Below are 15020 nucleotides of genomic sequence, written 5' to 3'. Positions count from 1 at the left end.
GTCTGGACGAACGGATGCCCTGAGGGCGACCCGAACACATTACCGTGTCACGCCCCTGTTATCCCAGCCGGGGGCGCGGCACGAGCGGGATAAGTGTGCCATGACCGACCGAACGGGTGGAACGGCCGCCCTCACCGCCGCCTGTGCGACTCTGTGCGGGAACGTGCGGACATGGCGTTTTCGGCGCCGAGGTCTGGCAGACTGGGCCCATGCAACCCGGCCCCTCAGCCTCCGCCGTCGGATCGCCCCGTCCGGCCCCGATGCTCGCCCGCCAGCGCCAGGAGCACATCCTGGAACGGGTCGCGGCCACCGGCGGGGTCCGGGTGGCCGACGTCGTCGAGGAGCTGGGCATCTCCGAGATGACCGTGCGCCGCGACATCACCGAGCTGGTCACCCAGGGGCTGGTCGAGCGCGTCCACGGCGGGGCGGTGGCCGCCGGCCCCACCACCCTCGAGCCGCGATTCACCGCCAAGTCGACCCTCAACCTGGAGGCCAAGCGCCGCATCGGCCAGGCCGCGGCCGCCATGGTCCGCCCCGGTGACTCCCTGGCGCTGTCGGCCGGGACCACCACGCTCGCGCTCGCCCAGGCCCTGACCGAGCTGGAGTACTTCCCCACCCTGACCGTCATCACGAACTCGCTTCCCGCCGCGCAGGTGCTCTTCGACGCCGCCGACGCCGCCCGCGCCGAGAACCGCGACGCCCCCACGGTGGTCATCACCGGCGGCGAGCGCACGCCGTCGAACGCCCTGGTGGGGCTGGTGGCCATCGACGCACTGAGCACGATGCGCGTGGAGTGGGTCTTCCTGGGCGCCCACGGCTTCACTCCCGAGGCCGGGCTCATGACCCCCAACCTGCAGGAGGCCTCCGCCAACCAGGCACTGGTCGCCGCCGGGCGCACGGTGGTGGCCACGCTGGACTCCTCCAAGTGGGGGGTGCTGGGGCTGCGCTCCTTCTGCGCCACCCGGGACATCGGGGTCCTGGTGACCGAGGCCGAGCCCGACGCCGACGTCGTCGACGCGCTCACGCAGGCCGGTACCCGCCTGACCATCGCCACGTGACCCGGCCCGACCCTACCCCTTCCTCAGCCTGTCCGCTCACTCACAACAACCCACCACAGGAGAACACGATGACCAACGATGCTCCCGTCTTCGCCCCTGCACTGAGCCCCCAGGAGGGCGCTGAGGCCGCCACCGCCCTGTTCCGGGAGGTCTTCGAGGCCGAGCCCGACGGCGTGTGGTACGCCCCCGGGCGCGTCAACATCATTGGCGAGCACACCGACTACAACGGCGGCCTGGCCCTGCCCATCGCCCTGCCCCACCGGGCTCACCTGGCACTGCGGCGCCGCGAGGACCGCGTCATGCGCCTGGTCTCCCCCCAGACCCGGGAGAAGGTCGACGTCATGGACCTCGACACGATCGGCCCGAAGGGAACCCCCGGGGAAGTGGCGCACTGGGCCTCCTACATCGCCGGCGTCGCCTGGTCCCTGGAGCGCGACGGCTTCGAGAACCTGCCCGGCTTCGACGCCGCCCTCGTCTCCTGCGTGCCCCTGGGAGGCGGACTGTCCTCCTCGGCGGCCCTGGAGTGCTCGGCCGCCGTCGCCATTGACGAGGTCGCGCACCTGGGCCTGGCCGGGACTGCGCAGGAGCCCGACGACGCCGGGCGCGCCCGCCTGGTGACCAACTGCGTGCGCACGGAGAACGAGATGGCCGGGGCCCCCACCGGCGGCATGGACCAGTCGGCCTCCCTGCGCTGCCGCGAGGGTCACGCCCTGGAGCTGGACTGCCGCAACGGCTCGGTGACCCACGTGCCCTTCGACCTGGCCGCCGAGGGCCTGGCCCTCCTGGTCATCGACACCAAGGCCAAGCACTCCCTGGACGACGGCCAGTACGGGGCCAGGCGAGCGGCCTGCGAGCGGGCCGCCGAGCTCCTCGGGGTGGAGCTCCTGGCGGACATCGCGATCGAGGACCTGCCCGGTGCCCTGGAGTGCCTGGCGGCCACCGACGGCGACGACGCCGACGAGCTGGTCAAGCGCACCCGCCACGTCGTCACCGAGATCGACCGCACCCGTCGGCTCGTGGCGCTCCTGCAGGACGGGCAGCCCCTGCGCGGCGAGAAGCTCGCCGAGGCGGGCAGGCTCATGGACGCCTCGCACGAGTCACTGCGCGTGGACTACGAGTGCACCTGCCCCGAGCTGGACGTGGCCGTGGAGGCGGCCCGCGCCGCCGGCGCCCACGGGGCGCGCATGACCGGCGGCGGATTCGGCGGCTCGGCGATCGCCCTGGTGGACGCCGACGCCGTCCACGACGTGGCCCGCGCCGTGGCCGAGGCCTACCAGCGCGAGGGCTTCAACCCACCGGCCTTCCTCGATGCGGTTCCCGCCGCCCCTGCCGGCAGGCTCGCCTGAACGGACCGAGGCACCGCTGAGCCCCCGCGCCTGACGCTGATGGTCTTGTCCAACCATGGTTGGACAAGACCATCAGCGTTCCTCCTTCAGGATGAGGTCTGACAACCGCCTGTGCCGTAGTCTCTGCGCGTATTAATCAGGAACCCGGGATCCCTACCCGGTTCTGATCCCGCCGCCTTCCATGGAGGACGCCGTGAAGCGCTTCGTCTGGCCCGCCCTCAAGACCCTCATCGCGGTGATCGTCGCCGTCGCCCTGGTGAAGATCGCTTTCTTCCCCTCGCAGGGCGACGGTACGACCGCTGACATCTCCCCGGGTTACGCCGCCGACGTCAAAACCGTCCCCGTAACCAAAGGCAGCATCTCCAACACGGTCTCGGTCAAGGGTCACATCGTTCAGGACGCCACGGTCGAGGTTCAGGCCGACCTGGCCGGCGTGGTGGACTCGGTCGCCGTGGAGAAGGACACCCAGGTCAGTGCCGGCGACCCGCTGCTCTACATCAAGCACTCCGAGTCCCAGCCCCCGGTGACCAAGACCGATGAGAGCGGCAACGTCACCCAGACCCCGACCGAGGACAAGGTCACCTGGTCCACGATCTACGCCCCCGTCAGCGGCACCGTGACCCCCAAGGTCCTCAAGCAGCAGGAGACCGGCGTCGGCGTCGTCGTGGCCACCATCACCCCCGCGACCTACTCGGCCACCGGGACCGTCAGCGCCGCGCAGCAGTACCGGCTCACCAACGCGCCCACTGCCGCGACCCTGACCCTGGAAGGGGGCCCGGCGCCCTTCCAGTGCAACAACCTCAAGGTCGGTACCAAGGCCTCCACCTCCACGACCACCGGTGGGGACGGCTCGACGACGACCACCTCCGGTGACGGCACCAGCGTGGAGATGCGCTGCGCGGTTCCCGGCGACCAGAAGGTCTTCGCGGGCATGCCGGTGACCATCAGCGTTGACGCCGGCAGCGCCTCAGAGGCCCTGATGGTTCCGGTCACCGCCGTGGAGGGCAAGGTCGGCTCGGGCTTCGTGTGGCTGGTGCCCGAGTCCGGGGACGCCTCCAAGGCGGTCAAGACCGCTGTGAAGCTGGGGATCACGGACGGCACGAACATCCAGATCACCGCCGGCCTCAAGGCCGACCAGCAGGTCCTGCAGTTCGTCCCCAACAAGGACACGCGCCGCACCGGGACACCGGACACCTGCGAGCCGGACAACTCCGCCTGCTACGACTCCGAAGGCAAGGAGATCCTGTGAGCGGGCTGCTGGAGCTGCGGGAGATCACCCGCACCTTCACCGTTCCAGACTCCGAGCCCCTGCACATCCTCACGGGAGTCAACCTGAGCGTCTCCCCCGGTGAGCATGTGGCCATCGTGGGGCGCTCGGGAACGGGAAAGTCGACTCTGCTCAACATCCTGGGTCTCATCGACAAGCCGACATCGGGCCACTACACGCTCTCGGGCACCGACACCTCCCGGCTCGGGGAGAGTCGCCGCGCCCACCTGCGGGGACAGACCTTCGGCTTCGTCTTCCAGTCCTTCAACCTCATCCCGGGACTGACCACCACCGAGAACGTGGCGGCACCTCTCCTGTACGACACCGGCAGGGCCTTCTGGACCCGCAGCGCGCGGGCCGCCGAGCTGTTGGAGGCCGTGGGCCTGGGTGACAAGGTGGGCTCGCCCATCTCGCGGCTGTCGGGAGGCGAGCAGCAGCGGGTGGCCATCGCCAGGGCGCTGTCGCGCCGCCCCAGCGTCATCCTGGCCGACGAGCCCACCGGCGCTCTCGACGTCGACACCGGCAACTCAGTCATGACGCTCCTGGAGCGTCAGTGCGCCGAGAACGGCGCCGCCCTCATCATCATCACGCACGACCTGGCTGTGGCCGGCCGCGCTCACACCCAGTACCGGCTCGATCACGGCACCCTCACCCCGATCTCCGTCATGCGTCGCAAGGTCGGCAGCCTGGAGGAGTTCGGTGAGGTCGTCACCGCACCTCCGGCATCCCCCTCCCCGTCTGCGCCCACCAGCCAAGAAGGAGCCTCATGAACGGCATTCTCACAGGATTCTTCGGCGCCATCGTCGAGGCCTGGGCCCAGCTGCGCATCGGCAAGCTGAGGGTCCTGCTGTCGCTGGTGGGCGTGGCGGCGGCGGTGGCGGCCATGACCTTCGTCATCGCCCTGGGTCAGGTCTCCGTCGACGCCATCAACAAGGTCAGCGAGAAGTACACCGGCCGCCCGGGCACGGTGACGATCAACGTCAGCCCCACCGGCAAGGGCCTGGACCAGGCCCTCCAGGCCGACGACGCCCCCGAGTCGAGCACCGGCGCAGACTCAGGGGCCAGCGGCGGTAGCAGCGATGGTGCGGGCGGTACCAGTGGCGCAGGCAGTGCGGGCGCTGCAGGGGGCGCGGGCGGAGGCTCCACGACCAGTGCTGCGACCGCGGCGAAGATCTCAGGGGCGATGAACAGCTTCGTCGAGCGCTACGAGGTCAAGTCCTGGGCGACGACCTACACCTCCAACGTGCGCTTCTCCTTCCCCGACGGCGCTCGGAGCGTGCCCACCCAGACCGTGAGCCTGAGCTACGGGCTCCTGCACCACAAGACCGTCTCCCAGGGGCGCTGGTTCACCGCGCAGGACGAGGACGACCTCTCCCCGAGCTTGGTCGTCACCCAGGGCTTCCTCGACGCACTGGGAATCCAGCAGCTCACCGAGCCGGTCACCATCACCTCCTTCTCCCCGGTGCAGACCTCCTTCACGATCGTCGGCGTCCTGGAGGCGGAGGACCTCTCCCTCATGGGCTGCAGCGGCGACCCCGAGCGGGACGCGGGCCTGCCGTGCACCCAGCCCGTGACCGCCTTCGCCCTCAACACGCCCTATGAGCACTGGCTGCCCAAGGACGCCGCCCGCCCCGCCCCCACGCTGGAGATCTGGGCCGGTCAGGACGGCGCGAAGGAGGTCGCCAGCCTGGCCAAGAAGGACCTGGACGCGCGCTTCGGTCAGGGCTCGACCCAGGCCGAGGACAACCTCCAGGGCGGCGGCTTCAGCTCCAGCGCGAACACCTTCACCCAGGTGGTCACGGCCGCCGGCGTGTTCGTCATGCTGCTGGGGGCCCTGAGCCTGGTCAACATCTCACTGGTGACCGTGCGTCAACGCATCCACGAGATCGGGGTGCGGCGCTCCTTCGGGGCGACGAGCCGACGCATCTTCTTCTCCATCATGCTGGAGTCGGTGGTGGCCACCGTGGTCGCCGGCGTCGTCGGCATCGGGATCGCCATCGTGGGGATGCGCGTCATGCCGCTGAGCGCCTTCCTCGGCATCCCGGTGACCACGACCCCGCCCTTCCCCATGGTGGCGGCTGTCATCGGCCTGGTCGCGGCCACCGCCGTGGGCGCGCTGGCGGGCATCATTCCGGCGATCGTGGCCACCCGCATCCGGCCGATCGACGCGATCCGCTACTGAGAGGCCGTCGGGGTCGGGCCGTTCAGGTGCCCGACCCCGACGTGTTCTCCGACAAGGTCAGCCGCGTCTTCAGCGGTACTCGACGACGAGCGGGGCGTGGTCGGACCAGCGTGAGGCGTAGTCGGGCGCCCGGTCCACGGTGACGCTGTGGGCCCGCTCGGCCAGGGCGGGGGTGAGGACCTGGTAGTCGATCCGCCAGCCGGTGTTGTTGTCGAAGGCCTTGCCGCGTTGGGACCACCACGTGTAGGGCCCCTGCTCCTCGTCCCCCACGAGGTGACGCGAGGCGTCCACCCAGCCGGAGGCGAACCATCCCTCCAGGTGGGCGATCTCCTCGTCCATGACGCCGGCGATCTTGTTGTGGTTGGGCTTCCAGTTCTTGATGTCACGCTCGGAGCGCACCACGTTGAGGTCCCCGGCCATGACGACCTGGGGCCCTCCATCACGGGCGGCGGCCAGGAGCTCGGCCATGCGGGCGTCGACGAGCTCGAGGTGGGCGTACTTCTGGTCCATCTTCTCGGTGCCCAGCTGGCCCGAGTGCAGGTAGGCGGAGATGACGGTGAGCCGCTCGAGACCGTCGAAGCCGGTGAGGCTCAGGTCGGCCTCGAGCCAGCGGCCGGAGTCGACGTCGGGCTCCTCGGTGCCGGGCGCGGCCACGCCGTAGCGCAGCTCGCCGAGGGTGGCGGGGCCGCCCTCACGCACGGCGACGCCCACGCCCGCACGTCCCTTGATGCGGCAGGGCCAGATGGCGGCCTCGTAGCCGGGCAGGAGGTCGACGGCGATCTGCTCGTCGGCCCGGACCTCTTGGAGCAGGAGGATGTCGGGGGCGGAGGCGGCGAGCCACTCCCCCATGCCCTTGCGGGCGGCGGCCCGGATGCCGTTGACGTTGACAGTGGCGATACGCATGGCGGCAAGCCTACGCGCTCGGCCCTGAGCCTGAGACGATAGGGCCATGAGCGACGCCGGTAGGAGTGCCAGCACCGTGAGAACCGTTCACGTCCTGGTCCAGGGCACGGTCCAGGGAGTGGGATTCCGCTACCACTGCGCCTACACCGCCCAGGAGCTGGGGGTGGTGGGGCAGGTCCGCAACCTGCCCGACGGCGACGTCGAGGTCACGGCCCAGGGCGAGCCTGAGGCCGTGGGCCGGCTGATCGCGTGGCTGCGGCACGGCCCGCGGTGGGCCTCGGTGCGCCGGCTCACCGTCACCGACCTGCGCGCCGGCTGCCTGGATGAGCGCAGGTTCGAGATCACCGGGTGAGAGGATCGGGTCATGGAACCCGACGACGCCCGAGCACCGCGCGGCGCACAGCGAGTCGGCGTGTGGATGGCGGTCATCGTCATCGCCGCCGTCCTGCCCGTGCTGGCTCAGACCTCGCTGCTGTCCCGTATCAGCACCCTGTTGTGGCTGGCCTCCATGCCGCTGTGCATCCTGGGCTGCGCGATGCTGGCCAAGGAGCTGGCGGCGCGTCGCGCCTCCCGGCAAGAGGAGGACTGAGCGCCCAGCAACGATGAGCCGCAGACACAGACTGACGGGGCGGATGAGGAGAGCCTCATCCGCCCCGTCAGCCGTCTACTGGCCGTAGTCTGAGTCAGCCGGCCTCAGAGCCGGTCAGGCGACGACGACGCAGCATGAGCGCGACACCACCGCCGGCCAGGAGCAGCAGGGCGATGCCTCCCAGGAAGAGCGCCTGGGTTCCGGTCAGGGGCAGACCGGCCACAGTCTTCTTGGGGCTCGCGGTGGGCGAGGCGGCGCTGTAGTCGGTCACGCCCGGCTTGCCCTGACCGGGCGGAGTGGCGGAGTCCTTGCCGTTCTTCGCCCCGTTGGAGCCGTTGCTGTTGCCGGGGATGTCACAGCTGCCGGCCTTGGCGTTGCAGGGGTCGGTGATCGGCTTGTCGGTGAAGCCCAGTCCCTGGGTGCGCAGGAGAACCGTGGAGTCGAGCTGGCCGTCCTGGGCGTCGGCGATGGCCACGCGCACGTGCACCTTCTGCCCCGGGGTGACGGAGGCCTGGCAGGGCAGGGCGGAGGTGTAGCCGTTGAACTCCACGGGGATCTGCCCCGGCGTGTGTCCCGAGACATTAGCCGTGTAGTAGGCGGCGTTGGAGGACTCGTTGATCGAGGCGGCGCTCACGGCCGTCTGCGTGCCGGGGACGTGGGCGCACTCGGTGCCGTTGACCTGGATGCTCAGCGGGTCCTTGTATCCGCGCGACTGCCAAGAGGCCGGGGTGCCCTCGGTGGCGCCGGCGTACTCCTCGGAACCGAGGCTGTAGTAGAGGACGATGTTTGAGCTGGTGGCGGTGACGTCGAACTCCAGGACGGCCTCGTCGTAGACGTCGGTGCCGGCCACCTTGGCCAGTCCCGCCGGGTCCTCGACGACGCCGAAGTCACCGGTGGTGTCCAGGGCGTCATTGGGTCCCAGGACGGCGGAGCGGGTGATGTCGGTGTCGGAGTCGGCGGTGGGATCGGGGTCGACGAGGGAGCCGGTGGACAGGGCGACACCCTCGGTGATGGCGTTGCCGTCACCGGGCAGTCCCTTGACCGTGCCGATCTGGACGTCCTTGCCGGAGACGGATGCGTTGGAGACTGTCGCCTTCGGACCAGCGACCATCTGGGCCAGGGACTGGGCGCTCACCGTGGAGGTGTTGCGCAGGGAGGTGGTGGACTGCCCCGCCGTATTCGGCGCTGTAGCGGCCACCGCCGGGCCGGCCGCACTCAGGGCGAGCGCAGCCAGCAAAGCGATTGTTGAAGCGGATAACCGTCGCAGACGGATGGGAAGAGTATTCACAGGATCTCCGTTAGACACGGGGCCGCCCGGCAGCGGACGACCACCTGAACCGACAGGCTGGGAGACCAGACAGCTCACGGAGAACGCGCTCAGACTAACCGGACAATAAGCCCTTGGCTTGTGGTCTATGTCACCAAATTACCAAGAACCTCAAGAAACCCTGAGAACACAGGGCCTACGTCTTTGGTGGCGGTGTCCCGATATTGACAGAGCGGTCCAAAGACCTGTCCCTCCGCCTCCAGGTTCTCCTAAGGTTGGACCTGGGAGATCACATAACAGCGGCTCACGGCGCACTGACACCCTCATCCCTCATGAGTAAGGACAGTACGGACAATGACCGTGACACACACTTCGTTCCGCGCCCGTCGCAGACGACTGGCCGTGGCGCTGACGCTCGGACTCCTGGTGGCCGGGTCCGGCACCACCGCGCTCGCCGATGAGGCGCCCTCCCCCAGCGCCTCCCCCACCGCCACCGCTACTGCCGAGGCCTCACCCGAGGCGGGAGCGGCCCAGAAGAACGACCAGCCCCCTGCCGGCCAGGCGCAGGCGAGCCAGAGCCCCGCGGAGCAGGGCCAGGCGGGCCAGAGCGACCAGCAGGCCGCCGGTGGGGCCGCGGCCCAGGACGCGAAGGGCTTCAAGGCCGACAACCCCGGCTGGGCCAATGCGACCAAGCACACCGGTGCGGCGCACGGGGTCGAGGAGAACTACACCGCCAAGTGGACCCGCGCCGACGCCATGCAGATCCAGCGCGTCTCCAACCCCAATGCGCCGTCGGGCACCAACTCGATGCCCGAGCAGTTCACGATGCCGGAGATCTCCAACGGTTTCCCGGCCACGAGCGAGGACGTATGGGTGTGGGACACCTGGACGCTGACCGATGAGGCCGCCCACCAGATCTCCTACAACGGATGGGAGATCGCCTTCTCCCTGGTGGCCGACCGGCACGCCGGCTACACCTTCGACGACCGCCACACCCACGCGCGCCTGGGCTTCTTCTACCGCAAGGCCGGCACGCAGACCTCCTCGGCCGACGGCGCAGGCAGCTCCAACGGCGGGTGGATCTACGGGGGGCACGTCTTCCCCGACGGCGCCTCAGGCTCGATCTTCGAGGACCAGAGCTTCACGGCCCAGACCGAGTGGTCCGGCTCGGCCCGCCTCATGGAGGGCAACAAGATCCGCATGTTCTACACCTCGGTGGCCTTCTACAACACCACCACCGGCGGCAGTGGCGACGGGGGCTACGGTCAGGACGGCAACAACGCGGCCTCCAAGCCCTACGACCCGCGGATCGTGCAGTCCGAGGGACGCATCTACGCTGACGAGAACGGCGTGTGGCTCACCGGGTTCCGCACCCAGCACCAGCTGCTCGTGCCGGACGGCAAGTACTACCAGACCCGCGAGCAGAACCCGGGCGTGAACTTCCGCGACCCCTTCACCTTCCGCGACCAGAACAACCCCTCGGACCCCACCGAGTACATGGTCTTCGAGGGCAATTCGGCCTTCGTCCGTGAGCAGCAGTACGTCGACGCCGCGGCCAAGGCCGGTCAGAACACCGCTGTGGCCACCTGCACCGCGGAGGATCTGGGCTACGAGCAGGGCGATCCCAAGGCGGAGACGGTCGAGGCGGTCAACCAGCGCGGCGGCTACTACCAGCTGGCCAACGTGGGCCTGGCCCGGGCCAAGAACAAGGCGATGACCCAGTGGGAGTACCTGCCTCCGCTGCTGAGCGGCAACTGCGTCAATGACCAGACCGAGCGGCCCCAGATCTACTTCCAGGACGGCAAGTACTACCTGTTCACGATCTCGCACCGGGAGACCTATGCCGACGGGCTCCAGGGCCCCGAGGGCGTCTACGGCTTCGTGGGCGACGGGCTGCGAAGCGACTACAAGCCGCTCAACCAGAACACGGGGATCGCGCTGGGCAACCCCATCAATCTCAACTACAACCCGGGCAAGCCCTACTCGCCGGACTTCAACCAGAGCCCGTACACCTTCCAGTCCTACTCGCACTACGTCATGCCCGGCGGCCTGGTGGAGTCCTTCATCGACTCCATCGGCGGCAACAAGGACGGCAACCCGGTGCGCGGGGGCTCGCTGGCCCCGACGGTGAAGCTGAACATCTCCGGGGACACCACCTCGGTGGACCGCACCTACGGCACCAACGGCTTGGGAGGCTTCGCGGACATCCCCTCGGACCGGGCCCGCTCCAACGGCGGTGACACCCGCCCGCAGCGGCTGAAGTAGACGCCGCACTCAGGGCATCACTGCTCGAACAGGAGGCGGGGCCGTCGGAACAGAAGTTCCGGCGGCCCCGCCTCCTCGTCGTCGACGTGTCCTGCGGCGCCCTTACAGGGCCGCGGCCAGGGGGGTGAGGCTTCCCGACGTGATGGTGGCCGTGCCCTTGGCCCCTAGGACGATCTCCTGGCAGGAGGGGGCGGTGAAGACCAGGAGGCTGCCGACGGTGGCGCCGTCGTCGACGAAGACCTCGAGGCTGGAGCGGTCCAGGTAGAGGTGCAGACGCACTGTGGAGCCGGTGGGGCGGTACTGCGTCTGGCGGCGCAGGGCGAAGTCGGTGGTGGTCCCCTCGTCCTTGCCGTCGACTTGTGTGAGCCCGCCGTCGGTGCGGTCGAGGTAGAGAGTGCCGGCCGAGATGTCGACGCCGACGCGCACCTCCTGGGTCTTGCCGTCGACCGTGCCGCGGGCCAGTCCCAGCCAGGCCTCGGAGGCGTGGGAGACGTCCAGCGTCAGGTTGATCTCGACTGTGCGTCCCGTACCCAGAGCCGTCACCGTGTCGGTGGCCTGGCGGCCGGATAGGTCGGTGGCCCGCCCGCGCAGGGCGTCGAGCTCGGGGACGGGTTTCTGCACGAGGGTGCGCTTGCCGCCAACAGTGGTCAGGGACAGCTCGCGCGGGATGCTCATCTCACCGCGCCAGTCCCCGGTGGGAAGCGAGTAAGGGTAGTTCCAGTTGCCCAGCCAGGCCATCCACACGCGGCGGCCCTCGACGTGCTCGAAGCTCTGGGCGGCGTAGAAGTCCTGGCCGACGTCGGTGAAGCGGGTGTCGCGGTCCTCGGGGAAGAAGACGGAACCGTCGAAGTCGCCGATGAAGTACTGGGCGGTGGAGCCGGCCGTCTCCTCGTTGGCGCCCACCGAGAGGGTCATGACCCACCGGGTGCGCCCGTCACTGGAGTCGGTCAGGGGGAAGAGGTCGGGGCACTCCCACACGGCGGCGTGCGAGCCGATGCCCTGGCCGAAGTCACTGGCGTGGCTCCAGGCCTTGAGGTCGGTGGAGCGGAACAGGGAGACGTGGTCCCCGGCGGAGACGATCATGATCCAGGCCTTGGAGTCCTCGTGCCAGAAGACCTTGGGGTCGCGGAAGTCCTTGCGCCCGTCGTTGGGGATGACGGGGTTGCCGGAGAAGCGCTGCCAGCTCCTCCCCCGGTCGGTGGAGTAGGCCAGGGACTGGGCCTCGCCGCCCTCGGTGGAGGTGTAGACGGCGACCAGGCCGCCGCCGGCGACCAGGCCGGAGGTGTTGGCTCCGTCGACGACGCAGCTGCCGGACATGGCCAGGCCCTGCGCGTCATGCTCCAGGGCCGTTCCCTGTCGCTTCCAGTGCACCATGTCCGAGCTGATCGCGTGGCCCCAGGTGCCGTCCTGCTGGTGGAAGAGGTGGTACTCGCCCTCGTAGAGGACCAGGCCGTTGGGGTCGGCGAGATTCCCCGTGGCGGGGCTGTAGTGGTAGGCGGGGCGGTAGGCGGCCGAGGCCGGCGAGTCGGTGGCCGTGGGCGTCGGCGAGCTCCAATGCCCCGTGGTGCAGCGCACCAGGATGGCTCCGCCCACGATGAGGGCGCCGGCGCCGGCCGCGCCGAGGATGAGGGTCCGACGCCGCAGGCCGGTCCTGCGCGGCTGCGGATGCTGGGGGTCGGTCGCCTCCGGCGAGGGCGACTCAGGCGCCGTGCCCGCAGGGGCCGGCGGACACACCTCCGGCTGAGTCGGCTCAGGTCCCGAGGAGCTCGGGGAGCCTGCCGACTCAGCCGGATGGGTGGGGTGGTGAGGATCCGAGGGATGGGCGCCGTGGGACTCGTCCGTCATGGCCTTAAGGTTATCGGCCGGTCGGGCGAGCGGCGACGCCCCCCCTAGAGCGAGCGCTCCGCGGTCTCAACCACGTTGGCCAGCAGCAGGGCGCGGGTCATCGGCCCCACGCCGCCGGGGTTGGGTGAGAGCCAGGAGGCCACCTCGTCGACGCCGTCGGCGACGTCACCGGCGATGCGGCCCTTGCCGGTGGCCGGGTCGACGACGCGCGAGACACCCACGTCCAGGACGACCGCGCCGGGGGCGACCATCTCCGGGGTGATGATGCCGGGGCTGCCGGCCGCCGAGATGACGACATCGGCCCGCCGCACGTGCTCGGCCAGATCCGTGGTGCCGGTGTGGCAGATGTCCACGGTGGCGTTGACGTCCTTGCGGCCCAGGAGCAGGCCGATGGAGCGGCCCACCGTGACCCCGCGGCCGACGACGCACACGTTGCGGCCGGCCAGGTCGATGCCGTGACGCTCCATGAGCTCGATGCAGCCGCGCGGCGTGCAGGGCAGGGGCGAGTCGATGGGCCCCGAGGCCCGCAGCACCAGGCGCCCCAGGTTGGTGGGGTGCAGGCCGTCGGCGTCCTTGTCCGGGTCGACGCGCTCCAGGATCGCGTTGGTGTCCACGCCCGCCGGCAGCGGGAGCTGGACGATGTAGCCGGTACAGGCGTCATCCGCATTGAGGCGGTCGACGGCGGCGGCCACCTCGGCCTGGGTGGCGGTGGCCGGCAGGTCCTCACGGATGGAGAGGATGCCGACCTCGGCGCAGTCGGCGTGCTTGCCGGCGACGTACTTGACGCTGCCGGGGTCCTCCCCCACCAGGACCGTGCCCAGGCCGGGGGTGACGCCGCGCTCGCGCAGTGCCGTCACGCGTTCCTTGAGCTCGGCCTTGAGGGCGGCGGCCGTGGCCTTGCCGTCCAGGACCCGGGCCGCTCCGTTCCAGGGAGCCCTCACTGGGCCAGCCCCGGGTAGAGGGGGAAGGCGTCGGTCAGGGCGCGCACGCGACCGCGCAGGGCCGCCAGGGTCTCGTCGTCGGCGGTGCCGGCGGCGCCGTGGACGAGGGTGGCGGCGATGATGTCGGCGACCTCGGTGAACTCGGCGTCACCGAAGCCGCGGGTGGCCAGGGCGGGGGTGCCGATGCGCAGGCCGGAGGTGACGCGCGGGGGACGCGGGTCGAAGGGGACGGCGTTGCGGTTGACCGTGATGCCGGCGGTGTGCAGGAGGTCCTCGGCCTGCTGGCCGTCCAGGGAGGAGTCGCGCAGGTCCACCAGCACCAGGTGGACGTCGGTGCCACCGGTGACCAGGCTGACGCCAGCGGCCTTGACGTCGTCGGCCCCCAGGCGCTCGGCGATGATGGCGGCGCCGCGCACGGTGCGCTCCTGGCGCTCGCGGAACTCCTCGGTGCCGGCGATCTTCATGGCCACGGCCTTGGCGGCGATGACGTGCATGAGGGGGCCGCCCTGCTGGCCGGGGAAGACGGCGGAGTTGAGCTTCTTGCCCCACTGCTCGGCGCGGCTGGACAGGAGCATGCCGGAGCGGGGGCCGCCCAGGGTCTTGTGAACGGTGGTGGACACGACGTCGGCGTGCGGGACGGGGTTGGGGTGCAGGCCGGCGGCGACGAGCCCGGCGAAGTGGGCCATGTCCACCCACAGGGTGGCGCCGACCTCGTCGGCGATGGAGCGGAAGGCGGCGAAGTCGAGGTGGCGGGGGTAGGCGGACCAGCCGGCGATGATGACCGAGGGGCGCTCGCGCAGGGCGGCCTCGCGTACCTGGTCCATCTCGATGCGCATGGTGGTCTCGTCCACGCCGTAGGCGGTGGCGTTGTAGTTCTTGCCGGAGAAGTTGATCTTCATGCCGTGGGTGAGGTGGCCGCCATGGGCCAGGGACAGGCCCAGGAGGGTGTCACCGGGGGTGGCCAGGGCGTGGAGGACGGCGGCGTTGGCCTGGGCCCCGGAGTGGGGCTGGACGTTGGCCCACTCGGCGTCGAAGACGGCCTTGGCGCGCTCGATGGCCAGGGACTCGGCGACGTCGACGACCTCGCAGCCACCGTAGTAGCGGCGGCCCGGGTAGCCCTCCGCGTACTTGTTTGTCAGGACCGAGCCCTGGCACTCCAGGACGGCCCGGGGAACGAAGTTCTCCGAGGCGATCATCTCCAGGGTCTCGCGCTGACGGGCGAGCTCGCCGGTGAGTACCTCGGCGATGTCCGGGTCGAGCTCGGCCAGCGGCTGGTTCAGGGACGGGGTGACGGCTTGCGCGGTCATGTCTCTCCTCAGGTGTGGGGCGCACGCTGCGCCGTGGCCGGCGGCTGTGC

13 protein-coding genes are annotated in these 15020 nt (G+C 70.2%); 8 read left to right on the top strand and 5 right to left on the bottom strand.

Annotation, left to right across the window (positions count from 1 at the left end):
• The first annotated feature begins 260 nt into the window (after positions 1–260).
• From HW274_RS03760 to HW274_RS03740, 5 genes are all read left to right on the top strand, one after another.
• Positions 261–1058 carry a DeoR/GlpR family DNA-binding transcription regulator gene (locus HW274_RS03760; RefSeq protein WP_185989558.1) on the top strand — a complete coding sequence of 266 codons (798 nt, stop codon included), beginning with the start codon at positions 261–263 and terminating at the stop codon, positions 1056–1058.
• A 68-nt stretch (positions 1059–1126) separates the two neighbouring features.
• Positions 1127–2404: a galactokinase gene (galK, locus tag HW274_RS03755; protein ID WP_185989218.1), complete on the top strand. Its 1278-nt coding sequence runs from the start codon at positions 1127–1129 to the stop codon at positions 2402–2404.
• A gap of 181 nt (positions 2405–2585) precedes the next feature.
• Positions 2586–3653 (top strand): biotin/lipoyl-binding protein, encoded by a 1068-nt coding sequence (locus tag HW274_RS03750; protein WP_003789614.1) that lies wholly within the window; start codon positions 2586–2588, stop codon positions 3651–3653.
• Positions 3650–4441: an ABC transporter ATP-binding protein gene (locus HW274_RS03745; protein WP_185989217.1), complete on the top strand. Its 792-nt coding sequence runs from the start codon at positions 3650–3652 to the stop codon at positions 4439–4441. The genes HW274_RS03750 and HW274_RS03745 overlap by 4 nt, the downstream gene beginning before the upstream one ends.
• The gene (locus tag HW274_RS03740; protein WP_185989216.1) at positions 4438–5853 is read left to right on the top strand and encodes an ABC transporter permease; all 1416 of its coding nucleotides are present in this window, start codon (positions 4438–4440) and stop codon (positions 5851–5853) included. The genes HW274_RS03745 and HW274_RS03740 overlap by 4 nt, the downstream gene beginning before the upstream one ends.
• 69 nt (positions 5854–5922) lie before the next feature.
• Here HW274_RS03740 and HW274_RS03735 read toward each other — a convergent pair whose 3' ends face one another.
• Positions 5923–6756 carry an exodeoxyribonuclease III gene (locus HW274_RS03735; protein WP_185989215.1) on the bottom strand — a complete coding sequence of 278 codons (834 nt, stop codon included), beginning with the start codon at positions 6754–6756 and terminating at the stop codon, positions 5923–5925.
• Positions 6757–6832: 76 nt separating this feature from the next.
• Between HW274_RS03735 and HW274_RS03730 the strand changes: the two genes are divergently transcribed.
• Both HW274_RS03730 and HW274_RS03725 read left to right on the top strand, forming a co-directional pair.
• A complete protein-coding gene (locus HW274_RS03730) occupies positions 6833–7108 on the top strand; it encodes an acylphosphatase (protein WP_009405739.1) in 276 nt (91 codons plus the stop codon).
• A 12-nt stretch (positions 7109–7120) separates the two neighbouring features.
• Positions 7121–7345 (top strand): hypothetical protein, encoded by a 225-nt coding sequence (locus HW274_RS03725; protein ID WP_185989214.1) that lies wholly within the window; start codon positions 7121–7123, stop codon positions 7343–7345.
• 94 nt (positions 7346–7439) lie between these two features.
• On the opposite strand, the gene HW274_RS03720 is transcribed toward HW274_RS03725, so the two are convergent.
• Complete coding sequence (locus tag HW274_RS03720; protein WP_185989213.1) at positions 7440–8633, bottom strand: choice-of-anchor L domain-containing protein; 1194 nt, start codon at positions 8631–8633, stop codon at positions 7440–7442.
• 333 nt (positions 8634–8966) lie between these two features.
• On the opposite strand from HW274_RS03720, the gene HW274_RS03715 reads away from it, so the two are divergent.
• Positions 8967–10877: a glycoside hydrolase family 68 protein gene (locus HW274_RS03715; protein WP_185989212.1), complete on the top strand. Its 1911-nt coding sequence runs from the start codon at positions 8967–8969 to the stop codon at positions 10875–10877.
• Between the two features lie 102 nt (positions 10878–10979).
• Here the strand turns inward: HW274_RS03715 and HW274_RS03710 are convergent, their stop codons facing one another.
• Genes HW274_RS03710 through glyA form a run of 3 tightly spaced genes read right to left on the bottom strand, consistent with a single transcriptional unit; the run spans position 10980 to position 14970 of the window.
• On the bottom strand, positions 10980–12722 hold the full coding sequence (locus HW274_RS03710; RefSeq protein WP_185989211.1) for a glycoside hydrolase family 32 protein: 1743 nt from the start codon (positions 12720–12722) through the stop codon (positions 10980–10982).
• 44 nt (positions 12723–12766) lie between these two features.
• Complete coding sequence (locus HW274_RS03705) at positions 12767–13663, bottom strand: bifunctional methylenetetrahydrofolate dehydrogenase/methenyltetrahydrofolate cyclohydrolase (RefSeq protein WP_185989210.1); 897 nt, start codon at positions 13661–13663, stop codon at positions 12767–12769.
• Complete coding sequence (glyA, locus tag HW274_RS03700; RefSeq protein ID WP_221935782.1) at positions 13660–14970, bottom strand: serine hydroxymethyltransferase; 1311 nt, start codon at positions 14968–14970, stop codon at positions 13660–13662. The genes HW274_RS03705 and glyA overlap by 4 nt, the downstream gene beginning before the upstream one ends.
• Between the last annotated feature and the right edge of the window lie 50 nt (positions 14971–15020).

Source organism: Actinomyces sp. oral taxon 169, assembly GCF_013394715.1.
Taxonomy (GTDB): Bacteria; Actinomycetota; Actinomycetes; order Actinomycetales; family Actinomycetaceae; genus Actinomyces.
Note: the sequence above shows the minus strand (reverse complement) of the source record. Positions and strands in the feature narration are given on the sequence as shown.

Bases quoted from the DNA above. Each gene is read 5' to 3' on its own strand.
- HW274_RS03760 (WP_185989558.1), top strand. From the start codon at position 261: ATGCTCGCCCGCCAGCGCCAGGAGCACATCCTGGAACGGGTCGCGGCC.
- galK (WP_185989218.1), top strand. From the start codon at position 1,127: ATGACCAACGATGCTCCCGTCTTCGCCCCTGCACTGAGCCCCCAGGAG.
- HW274_RS03750 (WP_003789614.1), top strand. From the start codon at position 2,586: ATGGAGGACGCCGTGAAGCGCTTCGTCTGGCCCGCCCTCAAGACCCTC.
- HW274_RS03740 (WP_185989216.1), top strand. From the start codon at position 4,438: ATGAACGGCATTCTCACAGGATTCTTCGGCGCCATCGTCGAGGCCTGG.
- HW274_RS03735 (WP_185989215.1), bottom strand. From the start codon at position 6,756: ATGCGTATCGCCACTGTCAACGTCAACGGCATCCGGGCCGCCGCCCGC.
- HW274_RS03725 (WP_185989214.1), top strand. From the start codon at position 7,121: ATGGAACCCGACGACGCCCGAGCACCGCGCGGCGCACAGCGAGTCGGC.
- HW274_RS03715 (WP_185989212.1), top strand. From the start codon at position 8,967: ATGACCGTGACACACACTTCGTTCCGCGCCCGTCGCAGACGACTGGCC.
- HW274_RS03710 (WP_185989211.1), bottom strand. From the start codon at position 12,722: ATGACGGACGAGTCCCACGGCGCCCATCCCTCGGATCCTCACCACCCC.
- glyA (WP_221935782.1), bottom strand. From the start codon at position 14,970: ATGACCGCGCAAGCCGTCACCCCGTCCCTGAACCAGCCGCTGGCCGAG.